We start from the raw sequence: 22,096 nt of genomic DNA, 5'->3' as shown, positions 1-22,096 counted from the left end.
TGTTGAGCGCTCATTCTCACGATCACGGTCATCATCACGGCCATCACCACCATCATCATCACGGTGACGAACAAGCGGCCGGCCCGTTCCCTTGGCGGCGTATGGCCTGGGCGCTGTTGCTGGTGCTGTTTGCGGTTGCCGCTGCCAGCCTGGTGCAGGTGCGTTCCGGCGAGGCCACGGTGATTACCCGTTTCGGTAACCCGTCGCGGGTGCTGTTGGAACCGGGCCTGGGCTGGCGCTGGCCGGCGCCGTTCGAAGCGGCGATCCCGGTGGATTTGCGCCTGCGCACCACCTCCAGCGGGTTGCAGGATGTGGGTACCCGCGACGGCCTGCGCATCATCGTGCAGGCGTACGTGGCGTGGCAGGTACAGGGCGACGCAGACAACGTGCAGCGCTTCATGCGCGCCGTGCAGAACCAACCGGATGAAGCGGCGCGGCAGATTCGTACCTTTGTGGGCTCGGCGCTGGAAACCACGGCGGCGAGCTTCGACCTGTCCAGCCTGATCAACACCGACGCCAGCCAGGTGCGCATCGCTGATTTCGAAGCACAGCTGCGCCAGCAGATTGATCAACAATTGCTCACCACCTACGGCGTGCGTGTGGCCCAGGTCGGCATCGAACGGCTGACCTTGCCGTCGGTCACCCTCACCGCCACCGTCGACCGTATGCGCGCCGAGCGTGAAACCATCGCCACCGAACGCACCGCCGTGGGCAAGCGTGAAGCCGCGCAGATCCGTTCAGCCGCCGAGCGTGATGCGCGCATCGTGCAGGCCGATGCCACGGTGAAGGCTGCCGATATCGAGGCCCAGTCGCGGGTCGAAGCGGCGCAGATCTATGGCCGTGCCTATGCGGGTAATCCACAGCTGTACAACCTGCTGCGCTCTCTGGATACCTTGGGCACTGTGGTCACGCCAGGTACCAAGATCATCCTGCGCACTGACGCGGCGCCGTTCCGCGCCTTGGTGGACGGGCCGAAGGACGTCCAGCCATGACCGAGCGTGACAGCCCGGACAGCCCCTGGATCCAGGCCGGGCGCCTGACCTTCCTGGCGTTGTACGCGGTGACGGTATTGGCGGCGTTGGCCTGGGCGTTTTCCAATGTGCGCCAGATCGACCCGCAGAACCGTGCGGTGGTCCTGCATTTTGGCGCACTAGACCGTATCCAGAATGCCGGACTCTTGCTGGCATGGCCGCAGCCGTTCGAGCAGGTGGTGCTGCTACCGGCAGCTGATCGCGTGATCGAACGCCGGGTGGAGAACCTGCTGCGCTCCGACGCGGCGCTCCAGGCCGACCGTGTAGCCAGCTTCGCCACGCCCTTGAGTGATGCGCTGGCCGGTTCCGGTTACCTGCTGACCGGCGATGCCGGCGTGGTGCAACTGGATGTGCGGGTGTTCTACAAAGTCACTGAACCCTATACCTTTGTGTTGCAGGGCGACCATGTGCTGCCGGCCCTGGATCGACTGGTGACGCGCAGCGCGGTAGCCCTCACCGCGGCGCGGGACTTGGACACGATTCTGGTGGCGCGACCTGAACTGATCGGCACCGACAATGGCGCCGCCGAGCGCCGTGAGCGGTTGCGTGGCGACTTGGTGCAAGGCATCAACAAGCGCCTGGTGGAATTGGCTTCCACAGGCTTGGGATTGGGTATCCAAGTGACCCGTGTCGATGTGCAATCCAGCCTGCCGGCCCCGGCGGTGAATGCCTTCAACGCCGTGCTGACGGCCAGCCAACAAGCCGACAAGGCCGTGGCCAACGCGCGTACCGACGCGGAAGAACTCACCCAGACCGCGACCCAGCAGGCCGACCGCCTGGTGCAAGTCGCCCACGCCCAGGCCAGCGAACGCCTGGCCAACGCCCAGGCGCAAACCGCAACCGTTGCCAGCCTGGCCCAAGTTAAAGACCCGGGTTTGCTGCTGCGTCTGTACCGCGAGCGCTTGCCGAAAATTCTCGGCCAGGCCGGTTCTGTGACGACGGTCGATCCGAAAGACGACTCCCGCTTGATCATCCAGGGAGCCGAACAATGAGCGCACCCATGCTGACCTCCGCCGAACAGCGCAGCGCTGCCCGGCAATTGACCCTGGCCATGCTGGCCTTGGGGTTGCTGGTGCTGGGCATGGTATGGCGCTGGCTCGCGCCCGACCAGACCGGCGTGAGCCAGTTGCTGCTGGGCGTCGCGTCCTTGCTGGTGGCCGTGCCGGTGATGCGTTCGGCCTGGTACAGCCTGCGGTTTCCGAGTTTGCATGGCATCACCGATCAACTGATCGCCCTGGCCATGCTCGGTGCCTGGGCCACAGGGGATCTGCTGACGGCGGCGTTGTTGCCGATCATCATGATCTTCGGCCATGTGTTGGAAGAGCGCAGCGTGATCGGCTCCCAGGAAGCGATCCACGCGTTGGGCAAGCTGACGCGCAGCCACGCGCGCTTGGTGCAGGCCGACGGCAGCATTGTCGAAGTGGATAACGGCACGCTGAACGCCGGCGATGTGGTCGAGGTGCGCGCGGGTGACCGGGTGCCGGCCGATGGCGTGGTGCTGTCGGGCCAGGCGAGCCTGGACACCGCGCCGATTACCGGTGAGTCGGTGCCGTTGGAAGCCAGTGTGGGGGTGCAGGTGTTTGGCGGGGCGATCAACCTGGATGGCTTGCTGCGCCTGCAAGTGACGCGCACGGGCAATGAATCCACCTTAGGCAAAGTGATCGCGCTGATGCAGAACGCCGAGCGCTCCAAGCCGCCGATCACGCGGCTGCTGGAACGCTATGCCGGCAGCTATATGGTGCTGGTGTTGTTGCTGGCTGCGGTGACCTGGTTTGTGACCAACGACGCCCAGGCGATGCTCGCGGTGCTGGTGGCGGCGTGCCCGTGTGCGTTGGTGCTGTCGGCACCGGCCACGGCGATTGCCGGGATAGCGGTCGCGGCGCGGCATGGGATTCTGATTCGCAGCTCGGCGTTTCTGGAAGAGTTGGCGGACCTGACCTCGTTGGTGGTCGACAAGACCGGGACGCTGACCTTCGGCACCCTGCGCTTGCAATCCATCGAAACCACCGCGCCGGATAGGCAGGTGCTGCTGAATCTGGCGGCCAGCCTGGGCTCCGCGAGCAGCCATCCGGTCAGCCGAGCGTTGGCAGGGTTGGCAACGCAGGAACAACTGCTGGCGTTGACGGATATCCGTGAGCGTCAGGGGCTGGGCGTCGTGGCGCAGACCGAGCAGGGCGAAGCGGCCTTGGGCCGGCCGGAATTGTTCGAGCAACTGGGCATCGTCACCACCGCCGTGCCGAACCACGATGGCCCCATCGCCGGGCTGGCGCTGAATGGGCAGTTTCTTGCCTGGTTGCTACTGGCCGACAGCCTCAAGCCGGAGGCTCGCCAGGCGCTGCAAGAACTGCGTGATCTGGGCCTGGGTCGCCAACTGCTGCTTACCGGCGATCGTCAAAGCGTGGCCAACAGCCTGGCGCTGGAGGTGGGCATCAGCGATGTCGAAGCCCAGGCCTTGCCGGAAGACAAGCTCAACCGCGTGTTGGGTGAAATCGGCAGCGGCTTTCGCCCGATGGTGGTGGGGGATGGCATCAACGATTCCCTGGCACTCAAGGCCGGCGTAGTCGGTGTGGCCATGGGCGCGGGCGGGGCGGATATTGCCCTGGCGTCGGCGGACGTGGTGCTGATCGGCAGCGACCTGCGGCGCCTGGGCACCTGTGTGCGCTTGAGCCGCCAGTGCCGGCAGACCTTGCAGGTCAACGTGATCATCGGCCTGGGTTGGACCTTGGCCATCGTCGTGTTTGCCGCGTTTGGCTGGTTGGGTGCAGCGGGCGCCATGATTGCAGCGGTGTTGCATAACCTCAGTACCTTGCTGGTACTGGGGAATGCCGGGCGTTTGCTACGCTTCCAGGAGCCCCTTTTGAAGCTCGAAGAATAATTTTCAGAAATATTTGCACACGGCTGTAACGCGGCTGAGGGGCCTCACTCTAGTGGTGTGTCGAGACTGAACAATCCGTTCAGACCGACACCCCTACGATCATGAGGAATACAACAATGAACATCAAATCCGCTGCTGCTGGTGCCGCTCTCGCAATGGCCGCTGCCACTATGTTTGCCGGTGTTGTCACTCAGGCTCAAGCCGCTGACACCGCTGTTCACTGCTATGGCATCAATGCGTGCAAAGGCCAGAACGACTGCAAAACCAAGGACCACGCCTGCAAAGGCCAGGGTTCTTGCAAAGGCCAGGGCTTCAAGGCAGTGGCCAGTGCCGATGCCTGCACCAAGGCTGGCGGCAAAGTCGGCGAATAACCGACCGCCAAGTGCACCCGCAGCGGTCGCCCCCACCGCTGCGGACACTTTCCCAGGAGTGTCTTATGCCTACCTCTCTTCCGAGCCTTGGTTACGGCCTGGGTTTACGCAGTGAGTACTACCAACAGATCCTTGAACAATCACCGGCGGTGGATTGGTTTGAAGTGATCTCCGAGAATTACCTGGTCCAGGGCGGTAAAGCCTTGTATTACCTGGATGCGATAGCCGAGCGTTATCCCCTGGTGATGCACGGGGTGTCCTTGTCCATCGGCGGGCCCCATGCCCTTGATACCGATTACCTGAAGCAGATCAAACAGCTCGCCGAGCGCATCCAGCCGGCGTGGGTTTCCGATCACCTATGCTGGAGCCGCGGCAGCGCCCACCAGTTGCATGACCTGCTGCCGCTGCCTTACACCGAAGAAAGCCTCTACCACGTGGCCGCCCGTGTGCGCCAAGTGCAGGACGTGCTGCAACGCCCGTTGGTGCTGGAAAACGTCTCCAGTTATGTGCGCTCGAAGGCGGACGAATTCACCGAGTGGGAATTTCTCAATGCCCTGGCCCACCTGTCGGGCTGCCAGCTGTTGCTCGACGTCAACAACGTGTACGTCAGCTCGCGCAATCATGGCTTTGACGCCTGGACGTTTATTCGTAACTTGCCGCCGGAAAGCATCCGCCAGCTGCATCTGGCGGGGCATATGGACTACGGCGACTACGTGGTCGACACCCATGACCATCCGGTGTGTGATCCGGTGTGGGCGCTTTATCAACAGACGCTTGAGCATCTGGGGCCTGTGTCGACGCTGCTGGAGCGTGACGACCATTTCCCCCCCTTTGAAGAGTTGCTCACTGAACTGAGCAAAGCCCGTGAACTGGGTGCGACGGCCCTGGCCAGGAGACAGCTATGCGCCTGACGGATTGGCAACTGGCCTTCGAGCAGCACCTGTTATCCGAAACGCCAGTGGCCAACAGTGGTTTCGCCGCCACGTTGCTGGGCGGGCCGACGCTGGATGTGGACACGGGCCTGGCGATTTACCACAACGCCTATCTCTCTCGGTTGCAGGAAGTGTTACGGCATGACTTCAGCGCCCTCCTTTATTGGCTGGGCGATGACGAGTTTGCCGCGTTGACCGAAGCCTACCTGCGGCGCTACCCCTCGGCCCATTACAGCCTGCGCTGGCTGGGCGAACGTTTCCCGGTGTTTATCCTTGAGCATCTGGTGGCGGAGCAGAGTGCGCCACTGGCGGAGCTGGCGCGGTTGGAGTGGGCATTCACCCTGGCATTTGATGCGCCGCAGGGCGAACCACTGACGCTGAACGACATGGCGTCGTTGCCGCCAGAGGCGTGGCCGGTGTTGCAGGTTTCCCTGGCGCCGACGGTGCAAGCGCTGCTGTGCCAGTTCAACAGTGTAGCGATCTGGCGCGCCAGCAAGGACGAATCCGACTTCCCCGACAGCCACACGCTGGACCCGGCGCAGACGTGCCTGGTGTGGCGCCATCAGAATGTCTGCCATTACCGCAGCCTGGAACCCGCCGAGGCCTCTGCCCTGACGGGAATGACGACCACCGGTTGGAGCTTTGCCGAACTGTGCACCGAGTTGGCAGTCACTCATGCAGAGGGTGCGCCATTGCAGGCCGTTACGTGGCTGAAGCAGTGGGTCCAGGACGGGTTGCTCGAGCGCCGGGCCCCATAGAGGAGCGCTATCAAATCGATAGCCTCCTACTTTGTCTTCGGATGGTCTAACCTCTCAGCAGACGTCTGAAACAAGGGGGGACTACTCATGCTCGCGCAACTTCCACCGGCCTTACAGAATCTTCAGCTACCGCTGCGTCTTCGACTCTGGGACGGCCATGAATTCAACTTGGGCCCCGAGCCCAGTGTGACCATCGTGGTGAAGGACCCCACGGTCGTGACCAAGCTGACCCATCCAACGCTCGATTCACTGGGCGAAGCCTTCGTCGAGGGCAAATTGGAGCTGGAAGGCTCCATCGCCGAGGTCATCCGGGTGTGTGACGAATTGAGTCACGCCCTGATCGAAGACGACGAGGGGAGTCGTCCGGTGCGCTCGATCCACGACAAGGCCACTGACGCAGCGGCCATTTCCTACCATTACGACCTGTCCAACGAGTTCTACCAGCTGTGGCTGGACCAGGACATGGCGTACTCCTGCGGGTATTTCGAAACCGGCAGCGAATCCATCGACCAGGCCCAACAAGACAAATTCCGCCACCTGTGCCGCAAGTTGCGGCTGCAGCCGGGCGAATATTTGCTGGATGTCGGCTGTGGTTGGGGTGGGCTGGCGCGGTTTGCCGCGCGGGAGTTCGGGGTCAAGGTGTTTGGCATCACCCTGAGCAAGGAGCAGTTGGCGCTGGCGCGGGAACGGGTTAAAGCCGAAGGCCTGGAAGACCAGGTGGACCTGCAACTGCTTGACTACCGCGACCTGCCGCAAGACGGGCGTTTCGACAAAGTGGTCAGCGTGGGCATGTTCGAACACGTCGGCCACGCCAACCTGGCGGAATACTGCAAGACCCTGTTCGGCGCGGTGCGCGAAGGCGGCCTGGTGATGAACCACGGTATTACCGCCAAGCACACCGATGGTCGCCCTGTGGGGCGCGGCGCGGGTGAGTTCATCGAGCGCTACGTGTTCCCCAACGGCGAACTGCCGCATTTGGCGATGATGACGGCCGAGATCAGCGAAGTCGGGCTGGAAGTGGTCGACGTCGAGAGCCTGCGCCTGCACTACGCGCGCACCCTGGACCATTGGAGCGAGCGCCTGGAAGACAACCTGGAAGCAGCGGCGAAGATGGTGCCGGAGCAGGCGTTGCGCATCTGGCGGCTGTACCTGGCCGGTTGTGCCTATGCGTTTGCGCGGGGCTGGATCAACCTGCACCAGATTCTGGCGGTGAAACCCCACGCCGATGGCAGCCATGACCTGCCGTGGACGCGGGAAGATATCTACCGCTGAGCCTGTTACAAGATCGGTGAAATAAGCCGCGCAACCCGCATGCCCAGTTGCTGAAGGCGGCGGGTTTCGCGGCTTTCTTCCTGGCTGACTTCATGGGCCAGGGCGAAGTCGTCCAGCAGCATGTGCTCGACTTCCTTGGCGAAGGCCTCGTCGACCGTCAGCAACATCACTTCAAAATTCAGCCGGAACGAACGGTTGTCCATGTTCGCACTGCCGATGGCGCTGATTTCGTTGTCCACCAACACCACCTTCTGATGCAGGAAGCCCGGCGTGTAGCGGAACACGCGCACGCCGGCGCGCACGGCCTCGATCGCGTACAGGCTGGACGCGGCGTAGACGATGCGGTGATCGGGCCGCGAAGGCAGCAGCAGCCGCACATCGACACCGCGCAAAACGGCCAGGCGCAGGGCGGAGAACACCGCTTCGTCGGGGACGAAGTAGGGGCTGGTGATCCACACGCGCTCGGTGGCTGCATGGATTGCCTCGACAAAGAACAGCGAGCAAGTCTCATAGGGATCGGCCGGACCGCTGGCGAGCAACTGGCAGAGCACGCCGTCTTCGGGGTAGGCGTCCGGCAAGATCAGTGGCGGCAGTTCGCGCGCGGCCCAAAACCAGTCTTCGGCAAACGACTCTTGCAAGCATGCCACCACCGGGCCGGTCACCTGCACATGGGTATCGCGCCACGGCGCCAGCGGCGGTTTCTTGCCCAGGTATTCATCGCCGACGTTATGCCCGCCGACAAACCCGGTGATGCCGTCCACCACCACGATCTTGCGATGGTTGCGGAAGTTGACCTGAAAGCGATTGAGCCAGCCGCTGCGGGTGGCGAAGGCTTTGACCTTCACCCCGGCGTCGCGCAGTGACTGCACATAACGATGGGGCAGGGCGTGGCTGCCGATGCGGTCATACAGCACATAAATGGCGACGCCTTCTGCGGCCTTTTCCTTCAACAGGGCGTGCAGTTGGCGGCCGAGTTCGTCGTCATGAATGATGAAGAACTGGAACAGCACCGCCGTCCTGGCACTGCGGATTGCCGCGAAGATCGCACTGAAGGTAGCGTCGCCATTGATCAGCAAATGCACTTCGTTGTTGGCCAGGCACGGCATGCGGCCCAGCTTGGGCATGGCGCGCAGCGAGGCGTAGGCGCTGGAGTTGCGCGCGGCCAGGGCTTCTTCGACCCACGGGCGCCAGTTCAGCTCGGTGATGGCGGTGTGCATTTCCTGGTTGGCCTGGCGACGGGCCTGGATGTACGCGTCGAACGTGCTGCGGCCGAAGATCAGGTACGGGATCAGCGTGAGGTAGGGCATGAACATCAGCGACAAGGCCCAGGCGATCGAGCCTTGGGCGGTCCTGACGGTCAGCACCGCGTGGATCGCGGCGAGGGTCCCGAGAAAATGCAGCGTGGCAATGAAGTAGGCGAGCAGGTGCGGGCCAAAGAAATCCATGAACGACGTTACTCCAGGCAATCCAGTGCCTAACAGACCATGTCTGGTCAGGAATGTCGCTATTTTATTTGCCGTGCAACCCTGGCACCTTTGCGGCGTCTAACGCCCAACATTACCCAGGAGTTACCCGATGAATGCTCGTCTGCTGTCTTTGGCCATGATGATTGGTGTGTCGCTGCCGGTGGCGGCGCAGGCGCAGATGCTGGCGCCGGGCTTGTGGGAATTGACCACCAGCAATATGAAAGTCGATAACCAGGACTTGCCGGACCTGTCGCTGATCCTCGGTCAGCTCAAGCAACAGATGACCCCGGAACAACGCGCCATGCTCGAAAAGCAAGGCATCACCATGGCCGGTAAAGGTGTGCAGGTGTGCCTGACTCCGGCGCAGGTCGCCTCCGATTCGATCCCGCTGACCGACCCGCAATCGGGCTGCAAGCAGGAAGTGACGGACAAGACCGGCAACCAGTGGAAATTCCGTTTCAGTTGCCCGAAAGCCCAAGGCACGGGAGTGGCAACCTTCCAGAGCCAGAAAGAATTCACCACCACCGTCAACGGCACCTTCAATGCCACTGGCATTCAGCAGAAGGGCAGCCTGGACAGCCATGCCCAGTGGCTGGGCAACGATTGCGGTACGGTCAAACCTCGCGCTTAACGCAAAAAATGCAGGGGCAAACCCTGGCAGCTGTCCACCACTTGGCCGTTGTGCCAGGCCAAGTGGCCGGATACCAGGGTGGTGCTGACGCTGTGGCGAAAGCTGCGCTCGGCGAAGGGCGTCCAGCCGCAGCGGGCCAGGATCGGCTGGCTGCTGACGGGCTTGCCTTCGGGCTCCGGTTTGATCAGCACCAGGTCGGCCCAATAACCCTCACGTAGATAACCTCGATCCGGGATGGCGAACAGGTCGGCCACGCGGTGACTGGTTTTTGCGACCAGCGTGGTCAGCGGCAGCAGCCCATCGGCCACCAACTCCAACAACGCCGGCAGCGCGTGCTGCACCAGGGGCAACCCCGACGGCGCCTCGCGATAACCCAACTGTTTTTGCGCCCAGGTATGCGGCGCATGGTCACTGCCAATCACGTCCAGACGATCACTCAGCAAGGCTTGGCGCAAGGCGTCGCGGTCGGCGCGGGTCTTGATCGCCGGGTTGCATTTGATCTGGTGGCCGAGTCGGTGATAGTCGCGGTCATCGAACAACAAGTGGTGCAGGCAGACCTCGGCGGTGATGCGTTTTTCGCTCAAGGGTTTGTCTTCGAACAGCGCCAGTTCGCGGGCGCTGGTCAGGTGCAGCACATGCAATCGGGTGCCGTGACCCTTGGCCAATTCCACCGCGAAGGATGACGAGCGATAGCACGCCTCGGCATCGCGGATCAGCGGGTGTGCGACGGCGGGGATGTGCTCGCCGAAGCGTCCGCGCAGGCGCTGTTCGTTGGCCTGGATGCTTGGCGTGTGTTCACAGTGGGCCAGCAAAATCGTGGGCACTTCGGCGAACAGGCGCTCCAGGATCCGAGGGTCGTCCACTAGCATATTGCCGGTCGAAGCGCCCATGAACACTTTGACCCCGGCCACCTCACGTGGGTCGAGGGCGGCGACGGTGTCGAGGTTGTCGTTGCTCACGCCGAAGTGGAAGCCATAGTTGGCCACCGAGTGCAGGGCAGCGCGGCGCTTTTTGTCGGCCAGGGCGTCCAGGTCGAGGGTGGCCGGGTGGGTGTTGGGCATGTCCATGAAACTGGTGATACCACCGGCTACCGCCGCGCGGGATTCGCTGTAGAAGCTGCCTTTGTCCGGCGCGCCAGGTTCGCGAAAGTGCACTTGGTCATCGATCATGCCGGGCAGCAGCCAGTGACCTTGGGCGTCGATGGCGACAGGCGCGTTGCTGTCCTGGATGCTGCTGGCGATCTTTTCGATACGACCGTTAGCAACCAACACATCGGCGTCGAATTCCTGGCCTTCGTTCACCAGGCGGGCGTTGCGGATCAGCAGGCGGCTCATGGTTCAGAACTCGTTTTGCAGGGCTTTGTAGCCGCGCACCAGGTCAACGTTGGTGCGGGCCACGTCTTCGGAAAACTCCGAGGCGCTCACGCTCACCGGCGGGAATTGCGAGAGGTCGGTGTTCGGTCCGATGCGGGTGGTGGAGGGCACGTAGAACGCGGCGGGCAAGTCGCGGCCGTCGACCACCGAGTTGTGGCGCACCACGCAGCCGTCGCCCACGGCGCAGTTGAACAGCACGCTGTTGAAGCCGATGAACACGCGGTCGCCGACGGTGCAGGGGCCATGGACGATGGAGCGGTGCGCAATCGAGGTGAATTCTCCGATGGTCACCGCCGCGCCGGATTTGGAGTGGATGACCACGCCGTCCTGGATGTTGGAGTTGGCGCCGATGATGATCGGGTCCATGCCGCCGCTGGCGTCGACTTCGTCGGCGCGGATGACGGCGTAGGGGCCGACGAACACGTTTTCGCCAATGATGACTTTGCCGCAGATGATGGCGGTCTTGTCGACGTAGGCCGATTCGGCAATCACGGGCAGATCGCCGGACGGGTTTTTGCGGATCATGCTAAGGGCTCCGTAATGATGTGGACGTAGTCGCCGTCGATGGCGTTGTAGAAGCAGGTCGGCCGTCCGGTGTGGCAGGCCGGGCCTTGCTGGTCGACGATCAGCAGGACCGCGTCGCCGTCGCAATCCAGGCGTGCTTCTACCAGCTGTTGCCAGTGACCAGAGCTTTCGCCTTTGCGCCACAACTGCTGGCGTGAGCGCGACCAGTAGCAGACCTGCCCGGTGCCCAGGGTTTCCTTGAGGGCCTGGCGGTTCATCCAGGCCAGCATCAACACCTCGCCGCTGCCGTGTTGCTGGGCGATGGCGGCGATCAGGCCATCGCTGTTCCATGGCAGGGCATCGAGCACGGGTCCGAGTGGAAAGCGGCTGCCGACGGCAGCCCCTTCCAGATCGAGCATGCTCAGGGTCATGGCTTGCCCAGAGCCGCGCACAGCGTGTTGAGGTTGTATTCGAACAGCCCGGTAAAGGTGCTGGCCGGGCCTTCTGCGGCAAGGGCGTCGGAGTACAGCGTGCCGCCGATCTGCGCACCGCTTTCGTCAGCGATCTGCTTGAGCAGGCGCGAATCCTTGATGTTTTCCATGAACACGGCTTTGACTTTGTCTTTGCGGATCTGAGTGATCAGCGCAGCCACTTCGGCGGCGGACGGCTCGCGTTCGGTAGACAAGCCTTGTGGCGCGAGGAACTCGATGCCATAAGCCTGGCCCAGGTAGCCGAAGGCGTCGTGGGAGGTAACGATGCGGCGGTTACCAGCGGGCAGTGCGCCGAACTTGGTCTTGGCTTCGGCCAGCAGGCGATAGATTTCTTTCAGGTAGGTTTGGCTGTTGTGCTGGTAGTCGGCTTTGTTGGCCGGGTCGGCAGCGATCAGCGCCTTGGTGATGTTGTTCACGTAGATTTCGGCGTTGGCCAGGTTGTGCCAGGCGTGCGGGTCGGGGATGGTTTCGCCGTCCTCTTCCATGGTGTGGGAGATCACGCCTTTGCTGGCGGTCACCACCGTGGCTTTGGTTTCGGTGCTGGTCACCAGGCGGTCCAGCCAGGGTTCGAAGCCCAGGCCGTTCTTGATGATCACCTTGGCCTTGAGCAGGGCCTTGGCATCGTCCGGGGTAGGCTCGTAGGTGTGGGCGTCGGCGTCGGGGCCGACCATGTTGCTGATCTGGATGTGATCACCACCAATCTGGTGAGTAATGTCATCGAGGATGCTGAAGCTGGTAACCACCTGAAGCTTGTCGGCGGCCTGGGCCGTCGACAACGACAGGACGAGACTGAACAGCACGAGTAGAGCGCGCATCGGGAAACACCTCATTGGGATGACAGCAAAGGCGGGCGGCGCAGCAAGCCGTGCACCGGACCAAAGACCACGGACAGCAGATACCCGGCGCCCGCCACCAGCACGATGGCCGGGCCGCTGGGCAACGAGTAGTAGAACGACAGCAACAAACCCAGCCACACCGACAGGCATCCCAGCACTGCCGATACCGCGATCAACACCGGCAGGCGCCGGCTCCAGAAACGTGAAGCGATGGCCGGCAACATCATCAGGCCCACCACCATCAAGGCGCCGATGGCCTGGAAGCCAATGACCAGGTTCAGCACCACCAAGGTCAGAAACAAGCCGTGGGCCAGCGGGCCGAGACGGCTGACGGTTTGCAGGAACAACGGGTCGAGGGTGTCCAGCAGCAGCGGTTTGTAGATCACGGCCATGGCAATCAGGCTGAAGCTGGACACCCACAGCATGCCGGTGAGGGTGGTTTCGTCCACCGCCAGGGCGGAGCCAAACAGCAGGTGCAGCAGGTCGAGGCGTTTGCCGGCGATGCCGAGGATCAGCACTCCCGCGGCCAGGGAGATGGGGTAGATGGCGGCGAGGCTGGCGTCTTCGCGCAGGCCGGTGCGGCGGGTGATCCAGGCGGACAGGCCAGCCATGCTCAGGCCCGCGCCGAGGCCGCCGATGGTCAGGGCGGGCAGGCTGAGGCCGGCGAACCAGAAGCCAAGGGCTGCGCCGGGCAGGATGCCGTGGGCGACAGCGTCACCGATCAGGCTCATGCGCCGCAGGATCAGGAACACGCCCAGCGGCGCGGTGCTGCAGGCGAGCACCAATCCGCCGATGAGGGCGCGGCGCATAAAGACGAAGTCGACGAAGGGCATCCACAGGTGGGCGGCGAAATGCATCAGGCCACCTGCATCTGTGGCTGCGGGCGGATCAGCTCTTTGCTCGGGCCGAACACGCAGCCGGTGCTTTTGATCTGCACCACCTGTTGGGTGTGGTGGCGCACGGAGGCGAGGTCATGGCAGACCACGATCAGCGTGCGGCCTTGCTCATGCCAGGCGTGGATGTGTTTCCAGCACAGCGCCTGGCCTTCTTCATCGAGGGCGGCGTGGGGCTCGTCAAGCAGCAGCACCGGCGCTTCGGCCAGGCTCATGCGGGCGAGCAGGGCGCGTTGCAGCTCGCCACCGGACAGTGCCATCAACGGGCGATGCTCAAGGCCGCTGAGGCACCAGTCTTCCAGTACTGCTTCAAGCCGCTGACTGCGCGCTTGCGGGGACAGTTGCGTACCCCAGAAACCGGCGGCGACCAGCTCTTGCAGGCTGATGGGAAACTGGCGGTCCAGGTGTTGCTGCTGGGGCAGAAACGACAGCCCGCCACGGCGTGGAACATCCACCGTGACTTTACCCGCCAGGGGTTTCTGCAGGCCGGCGATGACTTTAAGCAGGCTGCTTTTACCGGTGCCGTTGGCGCCGATGATGCCGGTGAGGCTGCCTTTTTCCAGGGTGAGGTCGATGGCGGGCGTCAGCGGCTGGCCGGGTGCGCCCCAGCGTAAAGCGGTGCAGGTGATCATGCAGGGTGTCTCGTCCAGCGGCTTTCAGCCACGGCATCGTGCGCGTGCAGGCTTTCGGCATGGACCACTTTCAGGTGGAAGGCTTTGACGGCATCCGAGCGTTTCAAGGCGAGGTTCAGGCGGCGGGCGGCGTCTTCGCAGAACATCAGGTTCTGCCCGTTGGCCAGGGCGAAGGCTTGTTCGTCCGCCCGTTTTACGGCGGTTTGTACGGCGGTGCCGAGGGCGGCTTCGACGGTGTCGATTAAGTCTGTCAGTGGCAGTTGCTCGCCTTGCAGCTCGACATGCAATTGCGCACTGCTGCGCTGGCTGTGAGGCGTGGCGACGATGCCGTTGGCGCTGCCGAGCCAGGTCAATACGTCTTCATGCTGCAGCGGGGTGTTGGCGAAGTCGTCGAGAAATTGTTGCTGAATCAACTGCCTGGCGAGGGCAGCGGAGCAGGGACAGGTCGAGGAGTAAGTAACGTCAATTTTTAGTTCCACGTGGAACATCTGGTTTTCCAGACGCGCTTCGATGCTCACCGGGTAGCCTTTCCAACCGGCCAGCGGGCTGACCAGCGCCGGGCGTTTGAGCAGCAAATCGGTGTGGATACGCAGGTAGGCGTTATTAGATAAACCTTCATGACTGTCGAGAAAACGCTGCAGTACATTACGCAGAAGTGCGGGCGTAAGCGGTTGCTGGTCGAGCATCTCCAGGGCCAGGTACAGGCGTGACATATGAATGCCACGGGCGGCGCCATCGTCCAGGCTCACGCCGGCATCGGCGGTGGCGGTCAGGCGCCGGCCGTCGATGAGGATGGGTAGGGCGATGCCGCACATGCCCACCCAGTCGAGTGGCAAGGCTTGGCGTGAAGCCTGCGCGGCGATATCCGGCAGAGTCAGCGCATTCATGAGCAGGTCCATCGTTGGAAATAAAAAGACATGTTATATTATAACTATTGAGTCGACGATGATTTTTCTGCTCCAGCCTTTTTTCAGTCATGTCGAGTAGGGACGCTCCTTTATTTGCGGTATTTTTCATGCACAGACGTCAGCTCCTAAACCTGCTTCTGGCCAGCCCGCTGTTCACCTTGCCGTTTGCCGCCCACGCCACGCAGATCAGCAACGCCCGCCTGTGGCGCTCGGACGACAAGCTGCGCCTGGTGTTCGACCTCAGCGGTCCGGTGCAATACAAGACCTTCACCTTGAGCGCGCCGGAGCGCTTGATCATCGACTTGAGCGGCGCCGGGCTCAGTGGTGATTTCTCTCAGTTGGCGCTGAAGAACAGCGGGATCACCTCGATTCGTTCCGGGCATTTCGGCAAAGGCGACACGCGCATCGTGCTGGACCTGGCCGCACCGATGCAGCTCAACAGCTTTCTATTGCCGCCCCAGGATGGCCAAGGCCATCGACTGGTACTGGACCTGACCAGCGCCACCCAGGCGCCTCGCCAGATTGCGGCCGAGCCAAAGCCACTGGTGGACAAGGCTCACCCCAAGCGCGACATCATTGTGGTGGTCGACCCCGGCCATGGCGGCAAGGATCCAGGCGCTGTCGGTTCCAAAGGCCAGCGCGAAAAAGATGTGGTGCTGTCCATTGCCCAACTGCTGGCTAAACGCTTGAAACGCGAGAAAGGCTTCGACGTGAAGTTGGTGCGCAACGACGATTTCTTCGTGCCGCTGCGCAAGCGCGTGGAAATCGCCCACAAGCACAATGCCGACATGTTTATCTCGGTGCATGCGGACGCGGCGCCACGCATCACCGCTTCGGGCGCCTCGGTGTATGCCCTGTCCGAAGGCGGCGCCACTTCCGCCACGGCGCGATTCATGGCGCAACGGGAAAACGGCGCCGATCTGCTCGGCGCCACCAGCCTGCTCAATCTGAAAGACAAGGACCCGATGCTCGCCGGGGTAATCCTGGATATGTCGATGAACGCCACCATCGCGTCCAGCCTGCAACTGGGCAGCTCGATCCTGGGCAGCCTGGAAGGCATCACCAGCCTGCATCAGAAGCGCGTGGAACAAGCCGGATTTGCGGTGCTCAAGTCACCGGACGTGCCGTCGATCCTGGTGGAAACCGGGTTTATTTCCAACGCACGGGACAGTGCGCGGCTGGTCACTGCGCGGCATCAACAGGCGGTTGCCGACGGTCTGTTCGAAGGCCTGAAAAAATACTTCCAGAAGAACCCACCCATGAACAGTTACATGGCGTGGGTGCAGGAACAGAAGAACGGTCAGGTTTAACAGCCGGTTATACGGCTACAGGTGAATTTGGCGCTGGCGCCACCCGAACTGGAAAACCGGTTGAGGGTGGTCCAGCCCACGCGCCGCGTGTAGCCGACCCACGCCTCACCGTCCGACGCCAACCCGGTAAAGAACGTCAGCTGCCCGTAGCGGCTGTTGGTTTGTGCCCAATAGCGTTTGCCGATCACCTCGTACCCGCGCAAATACGTGGTGCTGCCGACCGTCGCCACGCTGTAGGCGTTGCCTGAGGGGTCAACGCAAGCGAGCAGATTGGCGCTGCGCGTGCAGTTGGCCAGCAGGCTTGGCGCCTGGGCGCACGCAGGTCCCACGGCAACCAATAACAGGGCGCACACCAGGTATCTCATCGGGTTTCTCAAGGCTGGGGAGTGTTCAAGCATTGCGCCCTTCGTCGTGGCGAGCAAGAGGGGATTGGCTTATTTGCATTGTTATACTATAACATTAAAGCACAGCCTGATCCGTGAACCGCTCCCCATGACCGAACAAGACCTCCTTGCCCAGCCTTGCGCCGACTACATGAATGAAGCCCAGCAAGGGTTCTTCCGTGAGTTGCTGCTGGCCCAGCGCAATGAGCTGCAAGCCCGCATCGACGCCGAGTTCCTGGTACTGCGCGAGCAGGAAACCAACAGCGACCCTGCCGATGTCGGCAGCGCCGAAGAACAGCGCCAATGGCAACTGCGCCTGCTGGAGCGGGAAAAGAAGCTGTTGGACAAGATCGACGATGCCCTCGACTTGCTGGCGCGCGGCGAATACGGCTGGTGCCGCGAAACCGGCGAGCCCATCGGCCTACAGCGCTTGTTGCTGCGTCCTACCGCCACCCTGTGTATCGAAGCCAAAGAACGTGAAGAGCTGCGCGAACGCCATAAACGGGCGATTTGACCGGCCAACCCTGATGAGGAATACCTGATGCCCAATCGTCTCCCCGTTACTGTGTTGTCCGGCTTTCTCGGCGCCGGTAAAAGCACGCTGCTCAACTACGTCCTGCGCAACCGCGAAAACCTGCGGGTGGCGGTGATCGTCAACGACATGAGCGAAATCAACATCGACGGCAGTGAAGTCCAGCGCGACGTCACGCTCAACCGCGCCGAAGAAAAACTGGTGGAGATGAGCAACGGCTGCATCTGCTGCACTTTGCGCGAAGACCTGCTGCTGGAAGTGGGAAAACTGGCCAAGGAAGGTCGTTTCGATTACCTGCTGATCGAGTCCACCGGCATCTCCGAACCCTTGCCTGTGGCCGAAACCTTCACCTTCCGCGACGAAAACGAGCAAAGCCTGGCCGACATCGCGCGCCTGGACACCATGGTCACCGTGGTCGACGGCATGAACTTCCTGCTCGACTACCAGGCGGCCGAAAGCCTGGCGTCGCGGGGTGAAACCCTCGGTGAAGAAGACGAGCGCTCCATCACCGACCTGCTGATCGAGCAGATCGAATTTGCCGACGTGATCCTCATCAGCAAGATCGACCTGATCAGCAGCCGCGAACGCGAAGAGTTGATGGCGATCCTTGAGCGCCTCAATGCCCAGGCGGAAATCATCCCGATGGTCATGGGCGAAGTGCCGCTGAACAAGATCCTCAATACCGGCCGTTTCGACTTTGAACGCGCCGCCCAAGCCCCAGGCTGGCTGCAGGAACTGCGCGGTGAACACGTGCCGGAAACCGAGGAATACGGTATTGCTTCCACCGCTTACCGTGCGCGCCGTCCCTTCCATCCCCAGCGTTTCTTCGACTTCATCGACCGCCCGTGGGTCAACGGCAAACTGCTGCGCTCCAAAGGTTTTTTCTGGCTGGCCAGCAAACACCAGGATGCGGGCAGTTGGTCCCAGGCCGGCGGTTTGATGCGCCATGGTTTTGCCGGGCGCTGGTGGCGCTTTGTGCCAAAAAGCCAGTGGCCTCAGGACGAAGAAAGCATCGCGGCGATCATGGGCAACTGGCAACTGAGCACCGGTGATTGCCGCCAGGAACTGGTGTTTATCGGGCAGAACATTGACTTCACCCTGCTGCGTGCCGAGCTGGACGCGTGCCTGCTCAACGATGAAGAAATGGCCCAGGGCGTCGACGGTTGGCGCCTGCTGGCCGATCCCTTTGGCCCTTGGTATGAGGAGGCAGACGCCTGATGCTGGCCCCGGTGATTCCCCTGCGTCCCGTGATTCGCCAGACTCGTGGCGAAACCCCGCTGGCGCTGTCCGACATCCTGGAAGATGGCGTCAACCTGGCCGTGTGGGAGCGGCAGTTGCCGTTGCACATCGCCGAGTTCGGCGCCTTGCTGGTGGCGCTCAACGAGCCGTTGGCCGATGCCATGGTGATCGAGCTCAACAACGAAGACGCCGAGCCGAACTTGCAGGGATTGGCGTCCAGCTGCCGTGATCTGGAAGGCTACGAAGGCTTTATCGCGGATGTGTCGTGGCTGGTCAGCGCATTCGCCTGCCTGCTGGGCGCCAAGCGTATTGGCGTGCGTTTGCGGTTGCTGGATAAGGCGATGTGCCCACGTTTTCACGTCGACCATGTGCCAGTGCGGCTGATCACCACCTATGCGGGGGTCGGCAGCCAGTGGTTGCGCGAAGGCGTGATGGACCGGCACAGGCTGAGCCAGCCGGAGGCCGAGGCCACCGAGCGTGTCGAACAGATTCACTGCGGCGAAGTCGCCCTGCTCAAGGGCACCAAATGGCATGGTAATGAGAATCACGGTTTGATCCACCGTTCCCCGGCACTCAAGACAGATGAGCGCCGATTGATCCTGACACTGGATTGGCTCGCATAACCGCGTAGGATCAAACGCTCTACACGGTCCGAACGATGCCCCTCATGCTGCAGAACATTCCCACCCACGTGATTGCCGGGCCCTTGGGCGCCGGCAAGACCAGCCTTATCCAGCACCTGCTCGCCCAGCGCCCGGCCAACGAGCGCTGGGCCGTGCTGATCAACGAGTTCGGGCAGATCGGCCTGGACGCCGCCTTGCTCACCCAGGATGACGACGGCATTGCCCTGGGCGAAGTCGCCGGGGGCTGTCTGTGTTGTGTGAATGGTGCACCGTTCCAGGTAGGACTGGGTCGTCTGTTGCGTAAGGCCAAGCCCGACCGGCTGTTCATCGAACCGTCGGGCCTGGGCCATCCGGCGCAGTTGCTCAAGCAGTTGCGGCAGGCACCATGGCAGGGCGTGCTGGCCGTCCAGCCCTGTGTGCTGGTGCTGGATGCCCAGGCACTGGCAGCAGGAAAACCATTGCCGCCAGCGCAGCAAGAGGCTCTGACGAGTGCCGGGTTGCTGGTGTTGAACAAAGATGAAGGGTTGGACGCCGGGCAGCGCCGAGCAATCGAACGGCAGTTGCCCGAATGCCCGCTCTACTGGACCCGCCAGGCGCAATTGCCCTTGCAACAATTACCTGGCCTGAACGCGCACGCTTCAGCCGCTGTGGATAACATCGAACTGCCCGAAGGCCTCGCGCAAATGCCGGCGTTGTGGAGCGATCCGGCTCAACCGATCTGTCTGAGTCAGACCCAAGAAGGTGGTTGGAGCATCGGATGGCGCTGGCACCCGAGCCAGCAGTTCGATACGCGCCGCGTCGACCAGTGGCTGACGAGCCTTGAATGGCGCCGCGCCAAACTGGTTATCCACAGCGCCGAAGGGTGGGTTTCGACCAACGCGGTGGATAACAGCGCGCTGGCTTGGCAGGCCAGCGAATGGCGCCGCGATTCACGTATCGAATTGATTTTCAGCGAGCCACAGGACGTGGCCGCCTTGCAGGCCGCACTAAAGGCCTGTCGCTACTGACGGTTCTTGGCGTGGTCCTGGCGCCACTGGCTCAGCTCGATCACTTCGGCGCTGGGCAGCGGCGTCTTGATCTCGAACGGGTAGGGCGCCAGTTCGATCTGCGCACTGTGGGTGCCGAATTGGGTGATGGTTCCCGGATGGCGGGTTTCGCCGGTCACGGTAAATTCAAAGTTGTAGATACGCGCCAAGCGCCGCCGACCGTTGGCATCCTTCACAAACCCGATACGCTTGAGCGCCACCGCGCCGTCCAGCAGTTCGATGTCGAGCTTGGCGCAATGCTGCTTGACCCGCTCCAGCGCCCGCTCGCGCAGGCCGTGGTTGTGCCACACCCAGGCGGCACCGGTCGCCAGCAGCATCAACACGAAGATGTTTCCCAGGGTCAGCATGCGAAAGACTCCAACAAAGTGAGAGCAGCTTAACTGTGTCGCCGGTCTGTCGTACAGGCTGCGTTTAGTCGCATACTGCGCGGCCAGAATTTCAATGGCTTTACGGAAATCCCGCGCATGAAACGCACACCTCATCTGCTTGCGATCCAGTCTCATGTGGTCTTTGGCCACGCCGGAAACAGCGCCGCCGTATTCCCCATGCAGCGCGTCGGGGTGAACGTCTGGCCGTTGAACACGGTGCAGTTCTCCAACCACACCCAGTATGGCCAATGGGCGGGCGAAGTGTTGGCGCCGCAGCAAATTCCGGCGCTGGTGGAAGGCATCGCCGCGATCGGCGAGCTGGGCAACTGCGACGCCGTGCTGTCCGGCTACCTGGGCAGTGCGGACCAGGGGCGGGCGATTCTCAGCGGTGTGGCGCGCATCAAGGCCATCAACCCCAAGGCCCTGTATTTGTGCGACCCGGTGATGGGCCATCCGGAAAAGGGCTGCATCGTGCCCCAGGAAGTCAGCGATTTCCTGCTGGACGAAGCCGCGGCCATGGCTGACTTCCTGTGTCCCAACCAGCTGGAACTGGACAGCTTTGCCGGGCGCAAGCCGCAATCGCTATTCGACTGCCTGGCCATGGCCAAGGCGTTGCTGGCACGCGGGCCGAAGGCGGTGTTGGTCAAGCACCTGGATTACCCCGGCAAGCTGCCGGACGGTTTCGAGATGCTGCTGGTGACCGCCGAGGGCAGCTGGCACCTGCGCCGGCCACTGCTGGCGTTTCCACGTCAGCCCGTGGGCGTGGGCGACCTGACCTCGGGGCTGTTCCTGGCGCGGGTGCTGTTGGGCGACAGCCTGTTGGCAGCGTTCGAGTTCACTGCCGCAGCCGTGCATGAAGTGCTGCTGGAAACCCAGGCCTGCGCCAGTTATGAACTGGAGCTGGTGCGTGCTCAGGACCGTATCGCCCATCCCCGCGTGCGGTTCGAGGCGACGCCGATCGGCCTGTGATTACGCGTCGGCTTTGATTTCCTGATAGCGCTTTTCCAGCTCCTGACGGATCTGCCGGCGCTGCTGTGCCTGCACGAACCGGCGCTTGTCTTCGCTGTTTTGCGGCTGCAGCGGCGGCACGGCGGCCGGTTTGCGCTGGTCGTCCACGGCCACCATGGTGAAGAAGCAGCTGTTGGTGTGGCGCACCGAGCGTTCGCGGATGTTCTCGGTCACCACCTTGATGCCCACCTCCATCGAGGTGTTGCCGGTGTAGTTGACCGACGCGAGGAAGGTCACCAGCTCGCCGACATGAATCGGCTCGCGGAAAATCACCTGGTCCACCGACAGCGTCACGACATAACGGCCGGCATAACGGCTTGCGCAGGCGTAGGCCACTTCGTCGAGGTACTTGAGCAGGGTGCCGCCGTGGACATTGCCTGAGAAGTTGGCCATATCGGGGGTCATCAATACCGTCATCGACAGCTGGGCGTTTCCGGGTTCCATAGCACACTCACGGGTTGTAGGCATTGGTTGGGGGGCACCTCTGCGGGTGCTGGAATCTTTGCTGCGCCTTCCTTAACGGGACGCCGGTGGTCGGCTTGCCGTCACGCGTGTACCGATCTGTTTCCATATATTGCACCGGCTTTCTGCCGGAAGTCGCGGTGTTAACCTTC

Annotated in this window: 25 protein-coding genes; 14 read left to right on the top strand and 11 right to left on the bottom strand. The window is 62.5% G+C overall.

Annotated features, from left to right (window positions below):
* Positions 1 to 2: 2 nt before the first annotated feature.
* The 7 genes from hflC to cfaB all read left to right on the top strand — a co-directional run bounded on the left by hflC (position 3) and on the right by cfaB (position 7,239).
* Entirely contained in the window at positions 3 to 992 is a 990-nt protein-coding gene (gene hflC, locus HX812_RS16640) for a protease modulator HflC (RefSeq protein ID WP_033897227.1), read from the top strand.
* Positions 989 to 2,023: a protease modulator HflK gene (hflK, locus tag HX812_RS16635; RefSeq protein WP_038845428.1), complete on the top strand. Its 1,035-nt coding sequence runs from the start codon at positions 989 to 991 to the stop codon at positions 2,021 to 2,023. Before hflC ends, hflK begins: the two co-directional genes overlap by 4 nt.
* Complete coding sequence (locus HX812_RS16630; RefSeq protein WP_038845431.1) at positions 2,020 to 3,906, top strand: cation-translocating P-type ATPase; 1,887 nt, start codon at positions 2,020 to 2,022, stop codon at positions 3,904 to 3,906. Before hflK ends, HX812_RS16630 begins: the two co-directional genes overlap by 4 nt.
* Positions 3,907 to 4,022: 116 nt before the next feature.
* Entirely contained in the window at positions 4,023 to 4,277 is a 255-nt protein-coding gene (locus tag HX812_RS16625) for a membrane protein (RefSeq protein WP_038845436.1), read from the top strand.
* Between the two features lie 65 nt (positions 4,278 to 4,342).
* Positions 4,343 to 5,188 carry a DUF692 domain-containing protein gene (locus HX812_RS16620; RefSeq protein ID WP_038845437.1) on the top strand — a complete coding sequence of 282 codons (846 nt, stop codon included), beginning with the start codon at positions 4,343 to 4,345 and terminating at the stop codon, positions 5,186 to 5,188.
* Positions 5,179 to 5,967 (top strand): DNA-binding domain-containing protein, encoded by a 789-nt coding sequence (locus tag HX812_RS16615; protein WP_038845438.1) that lies wholly within the window; start codon positions 5,179 to 5,181, stop codon positions 5,965 to 5,967. Before HX812_RS16620 ends, HX812_RS16615 begins: the two co-directional genes overlap by 10 nt.
* Before the next feature lie 87 nt (positions 5,968 to 6,054).
* Positions 6,055 to 7,239, top strand: a complete 1,185-nt coding sequence (gene cfaB, locus HX812_RS16610) for a C17 cyclopropane fatty acid synthase CfaB (protein WP_038845439.1) — start codon at positions 6,055 to 6,057, stop codon at positions 7,237 to 7,239.
* Positions 7,240 to 7,244: 5 nt separating this feature from the next.
* On the opposite strand, the gene cls is transcribed toward cfaB, so the two are convergent.
* Positions 7,245 to 8,684 carry a cardiolipin synthase gene (gene cls / locus HX812_RS16605; RefSeq protein ID WP_038845440.1) on the bottom strand — a complete coding sequence of 480 codons (1,440 nt, stop codon included), beginning with the start codon at positions 8,682 to 8,684 and terminating at the stop codon, positions 7,245 to 7,247.
* A 130-nt stretch (positions 8,685 to 8,814) separates the two neighbouring features.
* Here cls and HX812_RS16600 point away from each other — a divergent pair, with 130 nt between their 5' ends.
* Positions 8,815 to 9,336, top strand: coding sequence for a DUF3617 domain-containing protein (locus HX812_RS16600; protein WP_016978689.1), 522 nt, complete (start codon positions 8,815 to 8,817; stop codon positions 9,334 to 9,336).
* On the opposite strand, the gene HX812_RS16595 is transcribed toward HX812_RS16600, so the two are convergent.
* From HX812_RS16595 to folE2, 7 genes are read right to left on the bottom strand one after another with little or no spacing between them, the layout of a single operon-like run.
* On the bottom strand, positions 9,333 to 10,670 hold the full coding sequence (locus HX812_RS16595) for a dihydroorotase (protein ID WP_038845441.1): 1,338 nt from the start codon (positions 10,668 to 10,670) through the stop codon (positions 9,333 to 9,335). The two genes, HX812_RS16600 and HX812_RS16595, sit on opposite strands and share 4 nt — an antisense overlap.
* 3 nt (positions 10,671 to 10,673) lie before the next feature.
* The gene (locus HX812_RS16590) at positions 10,674 to 11,234 is read right to left on the bottom strand and encodes a DapH/DapD/GlmU-related protein (RefSeq protein ID WP_028618554.1); all 561 of its coding nucleotides are present in this window, start codon (positions 11,232 to 11,234) and stop codon (positions 10,674 to 10,676) included.
* Positions 11,231 to 11,644: a phosphoribosyl-AMP cyclohydrolase gene (hisI, locus tag HX812_RS16585; RefSeq protein WP_038845442.1), complete on the bottom strand. Its 414-nt coding sequence runs from the start codon at positions 11,642 to 11,644 to the stop codon at positions 11,231 to 11,233. The genes HX812_RS16590 and hisI overlap by 4 nt, the downstream gene beginning before the upstream one ends.
* On the bottom strand, positions 11,641 to 12,519 hold the full coding sequence (locus HX812_RS16580) for a metal ABC transporter substrate-binding protein (RefSeq protein ID WP_038845443.1): 879 nt from the start codon (positions 12,517 to 12,519) through the stop codon (positions 11,641 to 11,643). Before HX812_RS16580 ends, hisI begins: the two co-directional genes overlap by 4 nt.
* A gap of 11 nt (positions 12,520 to 12,530) precedes the next feature.
* Positions 12,531 to 13,397: a metal ABC transporter permease gene (locus tag HX812_RS16575; RefSeq protein ID WP_038845446.1), complete on the bottom strand. Its 867-nt coding sequence runs from the start codon at positions 13,395 to 13,397 to the stop codon at positions 12,531 to 12,533.
* Positions 13,397 to 14,065, bottom strand: a complete 669-nt coding sequence (locus tag HX812_RS16570; RefSeq protein ID WP_038845448.1) for a metal ABC transporter ATP-binding protein — start codon at positions 14,063 to 14,065, stop codon at positions 13,397 to 13,399. Before HX812_RS16570 ends, HX812_RS16575 begins: the two co-directional genes overlap by 1 nt.
* Positions 14,062 to 14,952, bottom strand: coding sequence for a GTP cyclohydrolase FolE2 (gene folE2 / locus HX812_RS16565; protein WP_038845451.1), 891 nt, complete (start codon positions 14,950 to 14,952; stop codon positions 14,062 to 14,064). The genes HX812_RS16570 and folE2 overlap by 4 nt, the downstream gene beginning before the upstream one ends.
* Before the next feature lie 128 nt (positions 14,953 to 15,080).
* Here folE2 and HX812_RS16560 point away from each other — a divergent pair, with 128 nt between their 5' ends.
* On the top strand, positions 15,081 to 16,283 hold the full coding sequence (locus tag HX812_RS16560; RefSeq protein ID WP_033897240.1) for an N-acetylmuramoyl-L-alanine amidase: 1,203 nt from the start codon (positions 15,081 to 15,083) through the stop codon (positions 16,281 to 16,283).
* On the opposite strand, the gene HX812_RS16555 is transcribed toward HX812_RS16560, so the two are convergent.
* Positions 16,280 to 16,648 (bottom strand): hypothetical protein, encoded by a 369-nt coding sequence (locus HX812_RS16555; RefSeq protein ID WP_016978679.1) that lies wholly within the window; start codon positions 16,646 to 16,648, stop codon positions 16,280 to 16,282. The two genes, HX812_RS16560 and HX812_RS16555, sit on opposite strands and share 4 nt — an antisense overlap.
* A gap of 127 nt (positions 16,649 to 16,775) precedes the next feature.
* Here HX812_RS16555 and dksA point away from each other — a divergent pair, with 127 nt between their 5' ends.
* Genes dksA through HX812_RS16535 form a run of 4 tightly spaced genes read left to right on the top strand, consistent with a single transcriptional unit; the run spans position 16,776 to position 20,067 of the window.
* A complete protein-coding gene (gene dksA / locus HX812_RS16550) occupies positions 16,776 to 17,180 on the top strand; it encodes an RNA polymerase-binding protein DksA (RefSeq protein WP_033897241.1) in 405 nt (134 codons plus the stop codon).
* A gap of 27 nt (positions 17,181 to 17,207) precedes the next feature.
* Positions 17,208 to 18,416 carry a zinc metallochaperone GTPase ZigA gene (gene zigA / locus HX812_RS16545; RefSeq protein WP_038845453.1) on the top strand — a complete coding sequence of 403 codons (1,209 nt, stop codon included), beginning with the start codon at positions 17,208 to 17,210 and terminating at the stop codon, positions 18,414 to 18,416.
* A complete protein-coding gene (locus tag HX812_RS16540) occupies positions 18,416 to 19,060 on the top strand; it encodes a DUF1826 domain-containing protein (protein WP_038845454.1) in 645 nt (214 codons plus the stop codon). Before zigA ends, HX812_RS16540 begins: the two co-directional genes overlap by 1 nt.
* Positions 19,061 to 19,104: 44 nt before the next feature.
* The gene (locus HX812_RS16535) at positions 19,105 to 20,067 is read left to right on the top strand and encodes a GTP-binding protein (protein ID WP_038845456.1); all 963 of its coding nucleotides are present in this window, start codon (positions 19,105 to 19,107) and stop codon (positions 20,065 to 20,067) included.
* On the opposite strand, the gene HX812_RS16530 is transcribed toward HX812_RS16535, so the two are convergent.
* Positions 20,061 to 20,453 carry a DUF3301 domain-containing protein gene (locus tag HX812_RS16530; protein ID WP_038845459.1) on the bottom strand — a complete coding sequence of 131 codons (393 nt, stop codon included), beginning with the start codon at positions 20,451 to 20,453 and terminating at the stop codon, positions 20,061 to 20,063. The genes HX812_RS16535 and HX812_RS16530 overlap by 7 nt on opposite strands.
* A 117-nt stretch (positions 20,454 to 20,570) precedes the next feature.
* On the opposite strand from HX812_RS16530, the gene pdxY reads away from it, so the two are divergent.
* Positions 20,571 to 21,443, top strand: a complete 873-nt coding sequence (gene pdxY / locus HX812_RS16525) for a pyridoxal kinase PdxY (protein WP_038845473.1) — start codon at positions 20,571 to 20,573, stop codon at positions 21,441 to 21,443.
* On the opposite strand, the gene HX812_RS16520 is transcribed toward pdxY, so the two are convergent.
* Complete coding sequence (locus HX812_RS16520; protein WP_016978672.1) at positions 21,444 to 21,926, bottom strand: acyl-CoA thioesterase; 483 nt, start codon at positions 21,924 to 21,926, stop codon at positions 21,444 to 21,446.
* Positions 21,927 to 22,096: the final 170 nt, after the last annotated feature.

Source organism: Pseudomonas sp. IPO3749, from assembly GCF_013386605.1.
GTDB classification, from domain to species: domain Bacteria; phylum Pseudomonadota; class Gammaproteobacteria; order Pseudomonadales; family Pseudomonadaceae; genus Aquipseudomonas; species Aquipseudomonas azotoformans_A.
This window is presented reverse-complemented; position numbering and strand designations above follow the sequence as displayed.

Bases quoted from the DNA above. Each gene is read 5' to 3' on its own strand.
- hflK (WP_038845428.1), top strand. From the start codon at position 989: ATGACCGAGCGTGACAGCCCGGACAGCCCCTGGATCCAGGCCGGGCGC.
- HX812_RS16630 (WP_038845431.1), top strand. From the start codon at position 2,020: ATGAGCGCACCCATGCTGACCTCCGCCGAACAGCGCAGCGCTGCCCGG.
- HX812_RS16625 (WP_038845436.1), top strand. From the start codon at position 4,023: ATGAACATCAAATCCGCTGCTGCTGGTGCCGCTCTCGCAATGGCCGCT.
- HX812_RS16620 (WP_038845437.1), top strand. From the start codon at position 4,343: ATGCCTACCTCTCTTCCGAGCCTTGGTTACGGCCTGGGTTTACGCAGT.
- HX812_RS16615 (WP_038845438.1), top strand. From the start codon at position 5,179: ATGCGCCTGACGGATTGGCAACTGGCCTTCGAGCAGCACCTGTTATCC.
- cfaB (WP_038845439.1), top strand. From the start codon at position 6,055: ATGCTCGCGCAACTTCCACCGGCCTTACAGAATCTTCAGCTACCGCTG.
- cls (WP_038845440.1), bottom strand. From the start codon at position 8,684: ATGGATTTCTTTGGCCCGCACCTGCTCGCCTACTTCATTGCCACGCTG.
- HX812_RS16600 (WP_016978689.1), top strand. From the start codon at position 8,815: ATGAATGCTCGTCTGCTGTCTTTGGCCATGATGATTGGTGTGTCGCTG.
- HX812_RS16595 (WP_038845441.1), bottom strand. From the start codon at position 10,670: ATGAGCCGCCTGCTGATCCGCAACGCCCGCCTGGTGAACGAAGGCCAG.
- HX812_RS16590 (WP_028618554.1), bottom strand. From the start codon at position 11,234: ATGATCCGCAAAAACCCGTCCGGCGATCTGCCCGTGATTGCCGAATCG.
- hisI (WP_038845442.1), bottom strand. From the start codon at position 11,644: ATGACCCTGAGCATGCTCGATCTGGAAGGGGCTGCCGTCGGCAGCCGC.
- HX812_RS16580 (WP_038845443.1), bottom strand. From the start codon at position 12,519: ATGCGCGCTCTACTCGTGCTGTTCAGTCTCGTCCTGTCGTTGTCGACG.
- HX812_RS16575 (WP_038845446.1), bottom strand. From the start codon at position 13,397: ATGCATTTCGCCGCCCACCTGTGGATGCCCTTCGTCGACTTCGTCTTT.
- HX812_RS16570 (WP_038845448.1), bottom strand. From the start codon at position 14,065: ATGATCACCTGCACCGCTTTACGCTGGGGCGCACCCGGCCAGCCGCTG.
- folE2 (WP_038845451.1), bottom strand. From the start codon at position 14,952: ATGAATGCGCTGACTCTGCCGGATATCGCCGCGCAGGCTTCACGCCAA.
- HX812_RS16560 (WP_033897240.1), top strand. From the start codon at position 15,081: ATGCACAGACGTCAGCTCCTAAACCTGCTTCTGGCCAGCCCGCTGTTC.
- HX812_RS16555 (WP_016978679.1), bottom strand. From the start codon at position 16,648: ATGAGATACCTGGTGTGCGCCCTGTTATTGGTTGCCGTGGGACCTGCG.
- dksA (WP_033897241.1), top strand. From the start codon at position 16,776: ATGACCGAACAAGACCTCCTTGCCCAGCCTTGCGCCGACTACATGAAT.
- zigA (WP_038845453.1), top strand. From the start codon at position 17,208: ATGCCCAATCGTCTCCCCGTTACTGTGTTGTCCGGCTTTCTCGGCGCC.
- HX812_RS16540 (WP_038845454.1), top strand. From the start codon at position 18,416: ATGCTGGCCCCGGTGATTCCCCTGCGTCCCGTGATTCGCCAGACTCGT.
- HX812_RS16535 (WP_038845456.1), top strand. From the start codon at position 19,105: ATGCTGCAGAACATTCCCACCCACGTGATTGCCGGGCCCTTGGGCGCC.
- HX812_RS16530 (WP_038845459.1), bottom strand. From the start codon at position 20,453: ATGCTGACCCTGGGAAACATCTTCGTGTTGATGCTGCTGGCGACCGGT.
- pdxY (WP_038845473.1), top strand. From the start codon at position 20,571: ATGAAACGCACACCTCATCTGCTTGCGATCCAGTCTCATGTGGTCTTT.
- HX812_RS16520 (WP_016978672.1), bottom strand. From the start codon at position 21,926: ATGGAACCCGGAAACGCCCAGCTGTCGATGACGGTATTGATGACCCCC.